Below are 16,243 nucleotides of genomic sequence, written 5' to 3'. Positions count from 1 at the left end.
CCCGAAGGCACGGAAATGGTCATGCCTGGCGACAACATCTCGATGACCGTCAAGCTGATTGCCCCGATCGCCATGGAAGAAGGTCTGCGCTTCGCTATCCGTGAAGGTGGTCGTACTGTTGGCGCCGGTGTGGTTGCCAAGATTATTGCTTAATGGAAGTATCCTCCGGTAGTTCTACCGGAAAAGCAGAAGCGCTCCTGTATAATGGAGCGCTTCTGTGGTCTCTGCTGCAGGGGCATAGCTCAATTGGCAGAGCGTCGGTCTCCAAAACCGAAGGTTGGGGGTTCGAGACCCTCTGCCCCTGCCACATCTCAATTGCACTAGGGTTTGGTCCTTCATGGCTGATAAGCTGAAGTTTGTGCTCGCGGTGCTTCTGGTTGCCGCTGGCCTTGCTGGATACTATTTGTTATCCGGCCAGCCGTTGGTGCTTCGGGTGCTGTGTGTGCTTGCCGGAGTACTGTTTGGCGCGCTGGTGGCCTGGAAGACCGAGCAAGGTCAGGTCTTCTTCGGGTTCGCTCGTGATTCATGGGTTGAAGCCAAGAAAGTGGTTTGGCCGACGCGTAAAGAGACTTTGCAGACGACGGCAGCTGTGTTTGGTTTTGTAGTGGTAATGGCTATTTTCCTGTGGGCCTCCGATAAAACGGTGGAGTGGGTGTTGTACGACTTGATTCTGGGGTGGAAGCGATGAGCAAGCGTTGGTACGTGGTTCACGCATACTCGGGATTTGAAAAGTCGGTCCAGCGTGCGCTCGTTGAGCGCATTGCTCGTTTGGGCATGCAGGACAAGTTTGGTCAGATCCTGGTTCCGGTTGAAGAAGTAGTGGAAATGCGTTCGGGTCAAAAGAGTGTGACTGAGCGCAAGTTCTTCCCCGGCTACGTGTTGGTCGAGATGGAAATGGACGATGACTCCTGGCATTTGGTCAAGAGTACGCCCAAGGTCACCGGTTTTGTCGGTGGCACCGCCAACAGACCGTCCCCGATTTCCGAGAAGGAAGTCGAAAAAATCCTGCATCAGATGCAGGAAGGGGTGGAAAAGCCGCGTCCCAAGATCCTCTTCGAGGTGGGCGAGCTGGTTCGTGTCAAGGAAGGCCCTTTCACCGATTTCAATGGCTCGGTCGAAAGCGTCAACTACGAAAAGAACCGTTTGCATGTGTCGGTGACCATTTTTGGTCGCGCCACACCTGTCGAATTGGAATTCACCCAGGTCGAAAAAACCTGACCGTAAGAATTCGAGGGCGCCGGAGCCTCTTTTCTCTCCGGCACGAGGAGCATCTTCATTGATGCGTTAATACTCACATCAAGGAGCCATCATGGCAAAGAAAATCGTCGGCTACATCAAGCTGCAAGTACCGGCGGGCAAGGCTAATCCTTCGCCCCCCATCGGCCCGGCGCTCGGCCAGCGCGGTCTGAACATCATGGAATTCTGCAAGGCGTTCAACGCCAAGACCCAGGGTATGGAACCCGGTCTGCCGATTCCCGTGGTGATCACCGCCTTTGCCGACAAGTCCTTCACCTTCGTGATGAAGACCCCGCCCGCAACGGTTCTGATCAAGAAGGCCGCTGGCGTGCAAAAGGGTTCTCCGAAGCCCCATACCGACAAGGTTGGCAAATTGACCCGTGCTCAAGCTGAAGAGATCGCTAAGGCCAAGATGCCTGATCTGACCGCTGCTGACATGGACGCTGCCGTGCGTACAATCGCTGGTTCCGCCCGCAGCATGGGCATCACGGTGGAGGGTCTGTAAAATGGCAAAGTTGTCCAAGCGTGTAAAGACCCTGCGTGCTAAGGTTGATCGTACCAAGCTGTACCCGGTGAGCGACGCCCTGGGCCTGGTCAAGGAAAATGCGATTGCCAAGTTTGATGAATCCATCGACGTGGCGATCAACCTCGGCATTGATGCCAAGAAGTCCGACCAAGTGGTTCGTGGCTCCGTGGTGCTGCCCGCAGGTACTGGTAAGAGTGTTCGTGTGGCTGTGTTTGCCCAAGGCCCGAAGGCTGAAGAAGCCCGTGCTGCTGGCGCTGATGTGGTCGGCTTTGACGATCTGGCTGAACAAGTTAAGGGCGGCACGATCGATTTCGATCTGTGTATCGCTACCCCCGACGCCATGCGCGTGGTGGGTGCCCTGGGTCAGATCCTCGGCCCGCGTGGCCTGATGCCGAACCCGAAGGTTGGCACTGTGACGATGGATGTGACCACCGCTGTGAAGAACGCCAAGGCTGGTCAAGTGCAATACCGTACCGATAAGGCTGGTATCGTACACGCCACCATCGGTCGTGCTTCTTTCGCCGTGGAATCCCTGCAGCAAAACCTGGGCGCCCTGGTTGACGCTCTGGTCAAGGCCCGTCCGGCTGCTGCCAAGGGTGTGTACCTGCGCAAGATCGCTCTGGCTTCCACCATGGGGCCCGGCGTGCGCATCGAACCGACCTCGGTGAATGCACAGTAATTTGTAGGAATGTGGGGCGCCCCCTTTGGGGGCGCCTTGTTGTACTTTGGGCCTGCCATACCCACAAGTTTGGCAGGGTTGTCAAAGACCGTTGGGGACCGGCTCCAGACTGGAGACGGGCTTAATCGGATAATCCACCCAGCGCAGATGGCGTCACCCGAAAACAGGATTTTGGTAGTACCGCGCAAGCGGGACGACCCCTGAATTTGAGGTCGCCGTGGTTGGATGCATGGCATGTTGCCATGTGTCCGTAAGAGTAAGGAGCTGACCTTGAGTCTCAATCTTGAAGACAAGAAGGCTGTAGTAGCCGAGGTGTCTGCACAGGTTGCGAACGCTCAGACGATCGTGGTTGCCGAGTATCGTGGCATTGAGGTGGGACATCTCACCGCATTGCGCGCCAAGGCCCGCGAACAGGGCGTTTACCTACGTGTGCTGAAAAACACCCTGGCACGGCGTGCAGTGGCTGACACTGGTTTCGCCGGCCTCGCCGAACACATGACCGGCCCGCTGATCTATTCGATCAGTTCGGACGCTGTGGCCCCGGCACGGGTACTGGCCGACTTCGCAAAAACCAACGACAAGCTGGTTCTGCGTGCTGGTTCTTACGGTGGCAAGGTGCTGGACAAGGCAGGCGTGCAAGCGCTGGCCTCCATCCCGAGCCGCGAAGTGCTGCTGGCACAACTGTTGGGCGTTATGCAGGCCCCGATTTCTGGTTTCGCACGCGTTATCGCTGCGGTGGCCGAGAAAAAGGGCGAAACCGCTGCTGCCTGATCGTAAGCTGAATCAACGTAATCTCATTCAAATTTAGGAAATTAAAATGGCATTCGATAAAGACGCATTCCTGGCGGCCCTCGACTCCATGTCCGTGCTGGAACTGAACGAACTGGTCAAGGCTGTTGAAGAAAAGTTTGGCGTGTCCGCCGCTGCAATGGCTGCTCCCGCTGCTGGTGGCGCTGCTGCTGCTCCGGTTGAAGAAAAGACCGAATTCACCGTTGTCCTGCTGGCTGCCGGCGACAAGAAGGTTGAAGTCATCAAGGTTGTTCGCGCTGCGACCGGCCTGGGCCTGAAGGAAGCCAAGGACGTGGTTGATGGCGCTCCGAAGCCCGTCAAGGAAGCGATTCCCAAGGCTGATGCTGAAGCCCTGAAGAAGCAACTCGAAGACGCTGGTGCCAAGGTCGAAATCAAGTAATTCGCTCTTGCGCATCGGGGGTTGGTGGCCTTGGGCCGCCAGCCCTTTTGTCGTTTTGTGGAACCGCAGCTATTTGCGGTATTTATGCAGTATTGGTCAGAGGCCAGAACCCAACATGGCTACGGCGGCATCTTTGTCGCAGATGTTGTGTTGTGTCCTTTGACGTCGGACTCTTGACCCGGAGCATCTATGGCGTACTCCTACACCGAGAAAAAACGCATTCGCAAGAGCTTTGCCAAGCGCGCAGCTGTTCTGGATGTGCCCTTCCTGCTGGCTGCCCAGTTGGAATCCTTCCAATCTTTCCTGCAGGCAGAAACGCCTCCGCTGGCCCGTAAAAACGATGGCCTGCAAGCAGCCTTTACCTCTATTTTCCCGATTGCGTCGCATTCGGGAAATGCCCGTCTTGAATTTGTGCACTACGTGCTGGGCGAGCCCGCTTTTGACGTGAAGGAATGCCAGTTACGTGGCCTGACCTTCGCGTCTCCGCTGCGTGCCCGCGTGCGCCTGGTGATTTTGGATCGTGAAGCATCCAAGGAAACCATTAAGGAAGTGAAGGAACAGGAAGTGTACATGGGTGAAATTCCGCTCATGACCACCACCGGTTCTTTCATCATCAACGGTACCGAGCGCGTTATCGTCTCCCAGTTGCACCGTTCTCCCGGTGTGTTCTTCGAGCACGACCGTGGCAAGACCCATAGCTCGGGTAAGCTGCTGTTCTCCGCACGGATTATTCCTTACCGTGGTTCCTGGCTCGACTTCGAATTCGATCCGAAGGACTACCTGTACTTCCGTGTTGACCGTCGTCGCAAGATGCCGGTGACCATCCTGCTCAAAGCCATCGGCATGAGCAACCAGGACATCCTGTCCACTTTCCATGATTTCGAAACTTTCGATATCGTGGGTGAAGACGTGCGTTTTGAGCTGATGGCAGATCGTCTGCGTGGCGAAATTGCCCGCTTTGACATCGTCGACGACAAGGGCAACCTGATCGTTGGCAAGGACAAGCGCGTCAATGCCAAGCATGTGCGCGACATCACCAATGCGGGCGTCAGCTCTGTCGTGGTGCCGGAAGACTTCGTGGTTGGCCGCGTGCTGGCGACCGATATTGCGGACCCGGAAACCGGCGAAGTGCTGGCCCGTGCCAATGATGAGATCACCGAAGATCTGCTGGCCAAGCTGACCGTGGCCGGGGTGAAGAGTTTCAAGACCCTGTATCTGAACGATACCGACCGTGGCAACTACATCTCGCAAACCCTGCGTTCTGATGAGACCATGGATCAATGGCAGGCCCGCGTGGCGATCTATCGCATGATGCGCCCAGGCGAGCCGCCAACCGAAGATGCAGTGGAAGCCCTGTTCCAAGGCCTGTTCTACAGTTCTGACCGTTACGACCTGTCCGCCGTGGGCCGCATGAAGTTCAATCGCCGCGCCTATCCGGAAAAGATGGACGACAAGGCGCCCGAATGGCTCAAGCGTTTCTACGCCCGTGTCGGTCCGCAGGAAGCGGAAGGCTCCGGCGTGCTGTGCAATGACGACGTTCTGGCTGTGATCGGCATCCTGGTTGAACTGCGCAATGGCCGTGGTGAAATCGACGATATTGACCACTTGGGCAATCGCCGCGTGCGTGGTGTGGGCGAACTGGCCGAAAACCAGTTCCGTGCCGGTCTCGTGCGTGTTGAGCGTGCCGTGAAGGAACGTCTGGGTCAGGCTGAAAGTGACAACCTGATGCCGCATGACCTGATCAACGCCAAGCCGATCTCTGCCGCGATCAAGGAATTCTTCGGGTCCTCGCAGCTGTCGCAGTTTATGGACCAGACCAACCCGCTGTCGGAAATCACCCACAAGCGTCGTGTTTCTGCACTCGGCCCGGGCGGTTTGACCCGCGAGCGCGCAGGCTTCGAAGTGCGCGACGTGCATCCGACCCACTATGGTCGTGTCTGCCCAATTGAAACGCCTGAAGGCCCGAACATCGGTCTGATCAACTCCCTGGCTGTGTATGGGAAGACCAATCTGTACGGCTTCCTGGAAACCCCGTATCGCCGCGTGGAAAACTGCGTGGTGAGCGATGAGGTGGATTACCTGTCGGCCATTGAAGAAGGCCAATACGTGATCGCCCAGGCCAACACCCAGATGGGTGAAAACGGCGAGTTGATGGGCGATCTGATTTCCGCCCGTTGCAAGGGTGAAGCTATGCTGGTGGAAGCCAGTCAGGTGCAGTACATGGACGTGTCGCCGTCGCAGACCGTATCGGTGGCTGCTTCGCTGATTCCGTTCCTGGAGCACGACGATGCGAACCGCGCCTTGATGGGTGCGAACATGCAACGTCAGGCTGTGCCGTGTCTGCGTCCGGAAAAGCCCCTGGTCGGGACCGGTATCGAACGTACCGTGGCCGTCGACTCGGGCACCACCGTGCAGGCGCTGCGGGGCGGGGTGGTCGACTATGTTGACGCCAACCGTATCGTGATCCGCGTGAATGACGATGAAACGGTGCCGGGCGAAGTCGGTGTGGATATCTACAACCTGACCAAGTACACCCGTTCCAACCAGAACACCAACATCAACCAGCGCCCGATCGTGCGTATCGGTGATCGTCTGGCCAAGGGTGACGTGGTGGCCGATGGTGCTTCCACCGACCTGGGCGAACTGGCCCTTGGTCAGAACGTGCTGGTCGCCTACATGACTTGGAACGGCTACAACTTCGAAGATTCGATCCTGATCTCCGAACGCGTGGTGGCTGAAGACCGCTTCACTTCGATCCACATCGAGGAACTGACGGTTGTGGCCCGCGATACCAAGCTCGGACCTGAAGACATCACCCGAGATATCGCCTCGCTGGGCGAAGCCCAACTGTCCCGCCTGGACGAATCCGGCATTGTGTACATCGGCGCTGAAGTCGAAGCCGGTGACGTGCTGGTCGGCAAGGTGACGCCGAAGGGCGAAACCCAGCTGACGCCGGAAGAAAAGCTGCTGCGCGCGATCTTCGGTGAGAAGGCTTCCGACGTTAAGGACACTTCGCTGCGCGTGCCTTCCGGCATGAACGGTACGGTGATCGACGTGCAGGTCTTCACCCGTGAAGGCATCGAGCGTGACAAGCGCGCCCAGTCCATCATCGACGACCAACTCAAGAGCTTCCGCCTTGACCTGGCCGACCAGATGCGGATTGTGGAACGTGACACCTTCGAGCGGATCGAACGTCTGATCATCGGCCAAGTGGCCAACGGTGGTCCGAAGCGCCTGAACAAGGGTACGGCGATCACCAAGGAATACCTGGAAGGTGTTGAGCAGTACAACTGGTTCGATATCCGTATGGCCGACGACACCATTGCGGTGCAGCTGGAACAGTTGCGTGAAGGTCTGGAAAAGACCCGCAAGGACTTCGATCTGGCTTTCGAAGCCAAGCGCAAGAAGCTCACCCAGGGCGATGAACTGCCTCCGGGCGTCCAGAAGATGGTCAAGGTCTATCTGGCTGTGAAGCGTCGTCTGCAGCCGGGTGACAAGATGGCCGGTCGCCACGGTAATAAGGGTGTGGTCTCCAAGATCGTCCCGATTGAAGATATGCCGCACATGGCTGACGGGACCGCGATGGATATCGTGTTGAACCCGTTGGGCGTGCCTTCGCGGATGAACATCGGTCAGATTCTTGAAACCCACTTGGGCTGGGCCGCCAAGGGCCTGGGCAACCAGATCCAGCGCCTGATGCGCAAGGAGTCTGCTGTGCAGGAGCTGCGTGGTCTGCTGGGCGAGATCTACAACAGCACGGGTAAAGTCGAGGATCTGGATAGCCTGAGCGACTCGGATGTGATGGATCTGTCGGCCAACCTGTCCAAGGGCGTGCCGTTCGCCACCCCGGTGTTCGACGGCGCAACCGAAGAAGACATCACCAGCATGCTGCGTCTGGCAGGCATGGACGTGAGTGGTCAGGTCACCTTGTTTGACGGCCGTACCGGCGAAGCTTTCGAGCGTCAGGTCACAGTCGGCTACAAGCACGTGCTCAAGCTGCACCACTTGGTGGATGACAAGATGCACGCCCGTTCGACCGGCCCGTACTCCCTGGTGACCCAACAGCCCTTGGGCGGTAAGGCACAGTTCGGTGGTCAGCGCTTCGGGGAAATGGAAGTGTGGGCACTGGAAGCCTACGGCGCTGCTTACACGCTGCAGGAAATGCTGACGGTGAAGTCGGATGACGTGACCGGCCGTACCAAGGTTTACGAAAATATTGTGAAGGGCGAACACAAGATCGACGCCGGCATGCCGGAATCGTTCAACGTGTTGGTGAAGGAAATCCGTTCCCTGGCGATTGATATCGACCTGGAACGTTACTAAGCCTCGACCACGAACCCGGATGGAGTAATACATGAAAAGCTTGCTCGCTGATTTGTTCAAGCAAAGCCTGCCCAACGAAGAGGAATTCGATGCGATTACCATCGGACTGGCCTCTCCGGACAAGATCCGCTCGTGGTCTTATGGCGAGGTCAAGAAGCCTGAAACCATCAACTACCGCACCTTCAAGCCTGAGCGTGATGGCTTGTTCTGCGCCAAGATCTTTGGCCCGGTCAAGGATTACGAGTGTCTGTGCGGCAAGTACAAGCGCTTGAAGCATCGCGGCGTGATCTGCGAGAAGTGTGGCGTCGAAGTCACCCTCTCCAAGGTCCGTCGTGAGCGCATGGGCCACATCGAACTGGCCTCGGTGGTTGCGCATATCTGGTTCCTCAAGTCCCTGCCCAGCCGTCTGGGCATGGTGCTGGACATGACGCTGCGCGACATCGAACGTGTGCTGTACTTCGAAGCATTCGTCGTGGTCGAGCCGGGCATGACCCCGCTGACCCGTGGCCAGTTGCTCACCGAAGACGACTTCATCGCTAAGACTGAAGAATATGGCGATGAGTTCGTCGCCATGATGGGTGCCGAAGGCGTGCGTGGTCTGCTGCGCAACATCGACATCGTCAAGGAAGTCGAGCGTCTGCGTAGCGAGCTGGAAACCACCGGCTCCGAAGCCAAGATCAAGAAGATCGTCAAGCGCCTGAAGGTGCTGGAAGCCTTCCAGGCTTCCGGTATCCGCCCGGACTGGATGATCATGGAAGTGCTGCCGGTGCTGCCGCCGGATCTGCGCCCCTTGGTGCCGCTGGATGGTGGCCGTTTTGCCACGTCTGACCTGAACGACCTGTACCGCCGCGTGATCAACCGGAATAACCGTCTGAAGCGTCTCTTGGAGCTGAAGGCACCGGAAATCATCGTGCGCAACGAAAAGCGCATGCTGCAGGAAGCCGTCGACTCGTTGCTCGACAACGGCCGCCGTGGCAAGGCCATGACCGGCGCCAACAAGCGTCCGCTCAAGTCGCTGGCCGACATGATCAAGGGGAAGGGCGGTCGCTTCCGTCAAAACCTGTTGGGTAAGCGCGTGGACTACTCCGGTCGTTCCGTGATTACCGTGGGTCCGCAGCTCAAGCTGCACCAGTGCGGTCTGCCCAAGCTGATGGCGCTGGAACTGTTCAAGCCTTTCATCTTCAACAAGCTGGAGTTGATGGGGCTGGCTACGACCATCAAGCAGGCCAAGAAGCTCGTCGAACAGCAAGAACCGGTGGTGTGGGACATTCTTGAAGAAGTCATCCGCGAACACCCGGTCATGCTCAACCGCGCACCGACGCTGCACCGTCTGGGTATCCAGGCTTTTGAACCGGTGCTGATCGAAGGTAAGGCTATCCAGCTGCACCCGCTGGTTTGCGCGGCGTTCAACGCCGACTTTGACGGTGACCAGATGGCCGTTCACGTGCCGCTGTCGCTGGAAGCACAGATGGAAGCCCGCACCCTGATGCTGGCCTCTAACAACGTGCTCTCGCCCGCCAACGGCGAGCCGATCATCGTCCCGTCGCAAGACGTGGTGTTGGGCCTGTACTACGCAACCCGTGCGGGCGTGAACTCCAAGGGCGAAGGCATGATCTTCACCGGTCCGACCGAAGTGAAGCTCGCCTACGAGACCGGCCAGATCTCGCTGCATGCCAAGGTGTTCGTGCGTATCCGTGAATACGACGTGGCACCTGATGGCACCAAGACCGAGAAGATCACCCGCTATTACACGACTGCGGGCCGTGCGCTGCTGTCCGAAATCCTGCCCGCAGGCTTGCCCTTCAGCGTGATCGACAAGGCACTGAAGAAGAAAGAAATCTCGCGCCTGATCAACACCTCGTTCCGTCGTTGCGGTCTGCGTGAAACGGTGATCTTTGCTGACCGCCTGATGCAGTTCGGCTTCCGTCTGGCAACCCGCGCCGGTATTTCCATCGCGGTGAAGGACATGTTGGTTCCGACCCAGAAGGAATCCATCATTTACGCCGCCGAGCAGGAAGTGAAGGAAATCGCCCAGCAATACGCTTCCGGTCTGGTGACCAACGGCGAACGCTACAACAAGGTGGTGGATATCTGGGGTCGAACCGGTGACGTCGTGGCCAAGGCCATGATGGAGCAGCTCGGTTCCGAGCCCGTGATCGACCGCGAAGGCAAGGACACCAAGCAAGAGTCCTTCAACTCGATTTACATGATGGCCGACTCCGGTGCCCGGGGTTCTGCTGCCCAGATCCGTCAGCTCGCCGGTATGCGCGGCCTGATGGCGAAGCCGGACGGCTCCATTATCGAAACGCCTATTACCACCAACTTCCGTGAAGGCCTGAACGTTCTGCAGTACTTTAACTCCACCCACGGTGCGCGGAAAGGTCTGGCTGATACGGCGTTGAAGACGGCGAACTCTGGTTACCTGACCCGTCGTCTGGTGGACGTGACGCAAGACTTGGTGGTGACCGAGGATGATTGCGGCACGAACCAAGGCTTCGTGATGAAGGCCCTGATCGAAGGCGGTGAAGTGGTTGAGCCGCTGCGCGAGCGTATCCTCGGCCGTGTGGCTGCTGATGATGTGGTCAACCCCGAAACCCAGGCTACCGTCATCTATGCAGGCGAACTGCTGGATGAGAAGGCTTGCGAACTGATCGATGCCCTGGGCGTGGATGAAGTGCGTGTGCGCACCCCGCTGACCTGCGATACCCGTTATGGTCTGTGCGCCAAGTGTTATGGCCGTGACCTGGGTCGTGGCTATCTGGTCAACGTGGGTGAAGCAGTTGGTGTGGTGGCGGCCCAGTCCATCGGCGAGCCGGGTACGCAGTTGACCATGCGGACCTTCCACGTCGGTGGTGCCGCATCGCGGGCTGCCGTGGCCAGTTCTGTTGAATCCAAGTCGGCAGGTAATCTGCGTTACACCGGCAACATGCGCTACGTGACCAGCGACAAGGGCGAGAAGATCGTGATCTCCCGTTCTGCCGAACTGGTGGTGGCTGATGACATGGGCCGCGAGCGCGAACGCCATAAAATCCCCTACGGCGCCACGCTGTTGATCGACGACGGTGTGACGCTCAAGGCAGGCGTGCAACTGGCCAGCTGGGACCCGCACACCCGTCCCATCATCACCGAATACACCGGTATGGTGAAGTTCGAGAACGTGGAAGAGGGCGTGACCGTCGCCAAGCAGATCGACGACGTGACCGGCTTGTCCACGCTGGTGGTGATCGATGCCAAGCGCCGTGGCAGCTCGTCTTCCAGCAAGGGCCTGCGTCCGCAGGTCAAGCTGCTCGACGAACTGGGGCAGGAAGTCAAGATCGCAGGTAGCGATCATGCCGTGACCATCACCTTCCAGGTCGGCTCGCTGATTACCGTGAAGGACGGTCAGCAGGTCAGCGTGGGTGACGTGTTGGCGCGCATCCCGCAAGAATCCGCCAAGACCCGCGATATTACTGGGGGTCTGCCGCGCGTGGCCGAGCTGTTTGAAGCCCGTGCGCCCAAGGATGCTGGCATGCTCGCCGAAGTGACCGGCACGCTGTCTTTCGGTAAGGACACCAAGGGCAAGCAACGTCTGGTGATCACCGAGCCGGATGGCTCCACACATGAATTCCTGATCCCGAAGGACAAGCATGTGCTGGTCCACGACGGTCAGGTGGTACAGCGTGGTGAATTGATTGTTGACGGCCCGGCTGATCCACATGACATCCTGCGTTTGCAAGGTGTTGAGGCGCTGGCCCGTTACGTGATCGACGAAGTGCAGGACGTGTATCGCTTGCAAGGTGTGAAGATCAACGACAAGCACATTGAAGTGATCGTGCGCCAGATGTTGCGTCGTGTCGTGGTCTCTGAACCGGGCGATACCAAATTCATCCGTGAAGAGCAGGTTGAACGCTCCGAAGTGCTGGATGAAAACGACCGCATCATCGCCGAAGGCAAGCAGCAAGCGCAGTACGAATACATGTTGCTCGGTATTACCAAGGCGTCCTTGTCGACCGATTCGTTCATCTCCGCCGCGTCCTTCCAGGAAACAACGCGCGTGCTGACTGAAGCGGCCATCATGGGCAAGAAGGACGAACTGCGCGGCTTGAAGGAAAACGTCATCGTCGGTCGTCTGATCCCGGCGGGTACAGGCTTGACCTACCACCGCAACCGTCGTGCCCACTCAGGCCCAGGCGGCAGTGGCTACGGTATGGCAAGCAATGTTGCCCCGGCAGTAGAACCCGCCGCTCAGGATGTAGGTACCCCTGAAGCGAGTTGACGAGTTGCGTGGGAGGCGAATATACTCCCACGTCTTTTAGAGGGTCGGCCCTAGGGTCGGCCTGTTTGTTTGATCGCGGCCCGTGTCAGGCATGTTGCCTGGCTGGTGGTGAGGTCTAAGGAAGAGTAATGCCAACCATTAATCAGTTGATTCGCAAGGGTCGTGAGACCCCGGTCACCAAGAGCAAGGTGCCCGCGCTGAATGCATGTCCGCAAAAGCGCGGCGTGTGTACACGTGTTTACACCACGACACCGAAGAAGCCGAACTCCGCGCTTCGTAAGGTTGCCAAGGTGCGTTTGACCAACGGTTTTGAAGTCATCTCCTATATCGGCGGTGAAGGCCACAACCTGCAGGAACACTCGGTTGTGCTGATCCGCGGTGGTCGTGTGAAGGACTTGCCGGGTGTGCGTTACCACATTGTGCGCGGCTCTCTTGACTTGCAAGGCGTCAAGGACCGTAAGCAATCCCGATCCAAGTACGGCGCGAAGCGCCCGAAAAAGTCCTAATTTTGACGAAAGGAGATTGATATGCCCCGTCGTCGTGAGGTACCTAAGCGCGAGATTCTGCCTGATCCGAAATTCGGCAGCCAGGATGTCTCCAAGTTTATCAACGTGATCATGGATAGCGGTAAGAAGTCTGTTGCCGAACGTATCGTCTATGGCGCGTTTTCCAACATCGCTACCAAGTCCGGCAAGGACCCGATGGAAGTCTTCCAGGCTGCCGTCGCCAACGTCAAGCCGGTCGTGGAAGTGAAGAGCCGCCGTGTGGGTGGCGCAAACTACCAGGTTCCGGTTGAAGTGCGTCCGTCCCGTCGTATGGCATTGTCCATGCGCTGGTTGCGTGAAGCTGCCCGTAAGCGTTCCGAAAAGTCCATGGCCCAACGTCTGGCCGGCGAACTGCTCGAAGCTGCTGAAGGTCGCGGCGCCGCGATGAAGAAGCGTGATGAAGTTCACCGCATGGCAGACGCCAACAAGGCGTTTGCTCATTTCAGGTTCTGATCGCGGTAGCAAAAAGCGTTGCTCGGGCCCTGAAAAGGGCTCGAGTGCTTTTTGTAATCGGCACGCAATCTGTGTGATCGAATCTATCTATCCCATTTTGTTGAATTGAGTAGAGGCCTATACCGTGGCACGTAAGACACCCATCGAGAGATATCGCAATATCGGTATTTCTGCGCACATTGACGCCGGTAAAACCACCACGACCGAGCGTATTCTTTTTTACACCGGTGTGAACCACAAGATCGGCGAAGTGCATGATGGCGCCGCCACCATGGACTGGATGGAGCAGGAGCAGGAGCGTGGCATCACGATTACCTCTGCTGCCACCACCTGTTTCTGGAAGGGTATGGGCGGTAACTTTGACGAGCACCGCATCAACATCATCGACACCCCGGGACACGTTGACTTCACCATTGAAGTTGAACGCTCCATGCGTGTGCTCGACGGCGCTTGTATGGTCTACTGTGCTGTGGGTGGCGTTCAGCCCCAGTCCGAAACCGTGTGGCGTCAGGCTAATCGCTACGGTGTGCCGCGTCTGGCCTTCGTTAACAAGATGGACCGTCAGGGTGCAGACTTTTTCAAAGTCTACAACCAGATGCGTACCCGCCTGTCGGCTAACCCGATCGCCATCCAGATTCCTATCGGCGCCGAAGAAAACTTCGCCGGCGTGGTTGATCTGGTGAAGATGAAGGCTGTCTACTGGGATGAAGCCAGCAAGGGCGTGACTTTCAGCTACGAAGAAATCCCCGCTGAATTGGCCGCTACAGCCAAAGAGTGGCGCGAAAAGATGCTCGAAGCTGCAGCCGAGTCTTCCGAAGAGCTGATGAACAAATACCTTGAAGAAGGTGATTTGCCGGAAGCTGAACTGAAGGCTGCCCTGCGCGACCGTACCATCAAGGGCGAAATCGTCCCGATGATGTGTGGTACCGCATTCAAGAACAAGGGCGTGCAAGCCATGCTTGACGCTGTGATCGAATACATGCCGTCGCCTATCGACATTCCTCCTGTCGATGGTCTGGATGAAGACGAGAAGCCTGTCACCCGTAAGGCGGATGACAGCGAAAAGTTCTCCGCCCTGGCATTCAAGCTGATGACCGACAAGTACGTGGGTCAGCTCACCTTTATCCGTGTGTATTCCGGCGTGCTGAAGTCTGGCGATTCCGTGTACAACCCGATCAAGGGCAAGAAGGATCGTATCGGTCGTCTGGTGCAGATGCACGCCAACGATCGTCAGGAAATCGATGAAGTGCGCGCTGGCGACATCGCCGCATGTATCGGTTTGTCTTCGGTGACCACGGGTGAAACCCTGTGCGACCCGGATGCAGAAGTGACGCTTGAACGCATGGTCTTCCCTGAGCCCGTGATTCACGTGGCCGTGGAACCCAAGACCAAGGGCGACCAGGAAAAGATGGGCATCGCGCTGGGCCGTCTGGCTCAGGAAGACCCGTCCTTCCGCGTGCGTACCGACGAAGAATCCGGTCAGACGATTATTTCCGGGATGGGTGAGCTGCACCTGGAAATTCTGGTGGACCGCATGAAGCGTGAATTTGGCGTTGAAGCCAACGTCGGCGCACCGCAAGTGGCCTATCGTGAAACCATCCGCAAGGTGGTGGAAGATGCCGAAGGTAAGTTCGTCAAGCAATCGGGTGGTCGTGGTCAATATGGTCACGTCGTGCTCAAGATCGAACCGAATGAACCGGGCAAGGGCTATGAGTTCATCGATGCGATCAAGGGTGGCGTGGTGCCTCGTGAGTACATCCCGGCAGTCGACAAGGGCTTGCGTGATAGCATCCCGAACGGCGTGTTGGCGGGGTTCCCCGTGGTCGATGTGAAGTGCACGCTGCACTTCGGTTCCTACCACGATGTGGACTCGAACGAAAACGCGTTCAAGATGGCCGCTTCCATGGCTTTCAAGGATGGTTGCCGTCGTGCCAGCCCCGTGCTGCTTGAGCCGATGATGTCGGTTGAAGTGGAAACACCGGAAGAGTTCATGGGTAACGTGATGGGCGATTTGTCTGGTCGTCGCGGCATTGTGCTGGGTATGGAAGACCTGCCCGGCGGGATCAAGGCGATCAAGGCGGAAGTGCCGCTGGCCGAAATGTTCGGCTACTCCACCACGATGCGTTCGTTGTCGCAAGGCCGCGCCACGTACTCCATGGAGTTCAAGCATTACAGCGAAGCGCCGAAGAACGTCGCTGACGCGATCATTAACAAGAAGTAAGCAATCTAAAGAATTAAGGAGCTAGAAATGGCCAAGGAAAAGTTTGAACGTACGAAGCCGCACGTGAACGTGGGCACGATTGGTCACGTTGACCATGGTAAGACGACGCTGACAGCAGCCATCACCACGGTGCTGGCCTCCAAGTTCGGTGGCGCCGCCAAGGCATACGACCAGATTGACGCAGCGCCGGAAGAAAAGGCCCGCGGGATCACCATCAACACCGCCCACGTCGAATACGAAACCGCCAACCGTCACTACGCCCACGTTGACTGCCCGGGGCACGCCGACTACGTCAAGAACATGATCACCGGCGCAGCCCAAATGGACGGCGCCATCCTGGTCGTGTCCGCCGCTGACGGCCCTATGCCGCAAACCCGCGAACACATCCTCCTGGCCCGCCAAGTTGGCGTCCCCTACGTGATCGTGTTCATGAACAAGTGCGACATGGTTGACGACGCCGAACTGCTCGAACTCGTCGAAATGGAAGTGCGCGAACTGCTCTCCAAGTACGACTTCCCCGGTGATGACACCCCCATCATCAAGGGCTCCGCCCTCAAGGCGCTCGAAGGTGACAAGGGTGAGCTTGGCGAAGGTGCCATCATGGCCCTCGCAGACGCTCTGGACACCTACATCCCCACCCCGGAACGCGCCATCGACAAGCCCTTCCTGCTGCCGATCGAAGACGTCTTCTCCATCTCCGGTCGTGGCACCGTGGTGACCGGTCGTGTCGAACGTGGCATCGTCAAAGTCGGCGAAGAAATCGAAATCGTCGGCATCAAAGCCACCGTCAAGACCACCTGTACCGGTGTCGAAATG

Annotated in this window: 13 protein-coding genes and 1 tRNA gene; all 14 read left to right on the top strand. The window is 57.8% G+C overall.

Features of this window, described 5'->3' with window-relative positions; genetic code table 11:
- On the top strand, positions 1 to 153 hold a 153-nt coding region (locus B145_RS28160), incomplete at its 5' end, for an EF-Tu C-terminal domain-related protein (RefSeq protein WP_018608283.1).
- Positions 154 to 231: 78 nt separating this feature from the next.
- Positions 232 to 307: transfer RNA gene (locus tag B145_RS0114380), tRNA-Trp, on the top strand.
- A gap of 30 nt (positions 308 to 337) precedes the next feature.
- Positions 338 to 688, top strand: a complete 351-nt coding sequence (gene secE, locus B145_RS0114375; RefSeq protein ID WP_018608282.1) for a preprotein translocase subunit SecE — start codon at positions 338 to 340, stop codon at positions 686 to 688.
- Positions 685 to 1,218 (top strand): transcription termination/antitermination protein NusG, encoded by a 534-nt coding sequence (gene nusG, locus B145_RS0114370; protein WP_018608281.1) that lies wholly within the window; start codon positions 685 to 687, stop codon positions 1,216 to 1,218. The genes secE and nusG overlap by 4 nt, the downstream gene beginning before the upstream one ends.
- A gap of 91 nt (positions 1,219 to 1,309) precedes the next feature.
- Positions 1,310 to 1,741, top strand: a complete 432-nt coding sequence (rplK, locus tag B145_RS0114365; RefSeq protein WP_018608280.1) for a 50S ribosomal protein L11 — start codon at positions 1,310 to 1,312, stop codon at positions 1,739 to 1,741.
- 1 nt (position 1,742) lies between these two features.
- On the top strand, positions 1,743 to 2,441 hold the full coding sequence (gene rplA, locus B145_RS0114360) for a 50S ribosomal protein L1 (protein ID WP_018608279.1): 699 nt from the start codon (positions 1,743 to 1,745) through the stop codon (positions 2,439 to 2,441).
- Between the two features lie 270 nt (positions 2,442 to 2,711).
- Positions 2,712 to 3,212, top strand: coding sequence for a 50S ribosomal protein L10 (rplJ, locus tag B145_RS0114355; protein WP_026259151.1), 501 nt, complete (start codon positions 2,712 to 2,714; stop codon positions 3,210 to 3,212).
- A 46-nt stretch (positions 3,213 to 3,258) separates the two neighbouring features.
- Entirely contained in the window at positions 3,259 to 3,630 is a 372-nt protein-coding gene (rplL, locus tag B145_RS0114350) for a 50S ribosomal protein L7/L12 (protein ID WP_018608277.1), read from the top strand.
- 189 nt (positions 3,631 to 3,819) lie between these two features.
- The gene (gene rpoB, locus B145_RS0114345) at positions 3,820 to 7,953 is read left to right on the top strand and encodes a DNA-directed RNA polymerase subunit beta (RefSeq protein ID WP_018608276.1); all 4,134 of its coding nucleotides are present in this window, start codon (positions 3,820 to 3,822) and stop codon (positions 7,951 to 7,953) included.
- Between the two features lie 31 nt (positions 7,954 to 7,984).
- Positions 7,985 to 12,208, top strand: coding sequence for a DNA-directed RNA polymerase subunit beta' (gene rpoC / locus B145_RS0114340; protein WP_018608275.1), 4,224 nt, complete (start codon positions 7,985 to 7,987; stop codon positions 12,206 to 12,208).
- A 128-nt stretch (positions 12,209 to 12,336) separates the two neighbouring features.
- Entirely contained in the window at positions 12,337 to 12,714 is a 378-nt protein-coding gene (rpsL, locus tag B145_RS0114335; protein WP_018608274.1) for a 30S ribosomal protein S12, read from the top strand.
- A 21-nt stretch (positions 12,715 to 12,735) separates the two neighbouring features.
- On the top strand, positions 12,736 to 13,206 hold the full coding sequence (gene rpsG, locus B145_RS0114330) for a 30S ribosomal protein S7 (protein ID WP_018608273.1): 471 nt from the start codon (positions 12,736 to 12,738) through the stop codon (positions 13,204 to 13,206).
- Positions 13,207 to 13,330: 124 nt separating this feature from the next.
- Positions 13,331 to 15,427: an elongation factor G gene (gene fusA, locus B145_RS0114325; RefSeq protein ID WP_018608272.1), complete on the top strand. Its 2,097-nt coding sequence runs from the start codon at positions 13,331 to 13,333 to the stop codon at positions 15,425 to 15,427.
- Between the two features lie 27 nt (positions 15,428 to 15,454).
- Positions 15,455 to 16,243: elongation factor Tu (locus B145_RS0114320; protein WP_018608271.1), on the top strand; the 789-nt coding region annotated here is incomplete at its 3' end.

The organism is Uliginosibacterium gangwonense DSM 18521 (assembly GCF_000373965.1).
Lineage (GTDB): Bacteria > Pseudomonadota > Gammaproteobacteria > Burkholderiales > Rhodocyclaceae > Uliginosibacterium > Uliginosibacterium gangwonense.
Note: the sequence above shows the minus strand (reverse complement) of the source record. Positions and strands in the feature narration are given on the sequence as shown.

Coding starts and splice junctions, on each gene's coding strand:
- secE (WP_018608282.1), top strand. CDS start 338: ATGGCTGATAAGCTGAAGTTTGTGCTCGCGGTGCTTCTGGTTGCCGCT.
- nusG (WP_018608281.1), top strand. CDS start 685: ATGAGCAAGCGTTGGTACGTGGTTCACGCATACTCGGGATTTGAAAAG.
- rplK (WP_018608280.1), top strand. CDS start 1,310: ATGGCAAAGAAAATCGTCGGCTACATCAAGCTGCAAGTACCGGCGGGC.
- rplA (WP_018608279.1), top strand. CDS start 1,743: ATGGCAAAGTTGTCCAAGCGTGTAAAGACCCTGCGTGCTAAGGTTGAT.
- rplL (WP_018608277.1), top strand. CDS start 3,259: ATGGCATTCGATAAAGACGCATTCCTGGCGGCCCTCGACTCCATGTCC.
- rpoB (WP_018608276.1), top strand. CDS start 3,820: ATGGCGTACTCCTACACCGAGAAAAAACGCATTCGCAAGAGCTTTGCC.
- rpoC (WP_018608275.1), top strand. CDS start 7,985: ATGAAAAGCTTGCTCGCTGATTTGTTCAAGCAAAGCCTGCCCAACGAA.
- rpsL (WP_018608274.1), top strand. CDS start 12,337: ATGCCAACCATTAATCAGTTGATTCGCAAGGGTCGTGAGACCCCGGTC.
- rpsG (WP_018608273.1), top strand. CDS start 12,736: ATGCCCCGTCGTCGTGAGGTACCTAAGCGCGAGATTCTGCCTGATCCG.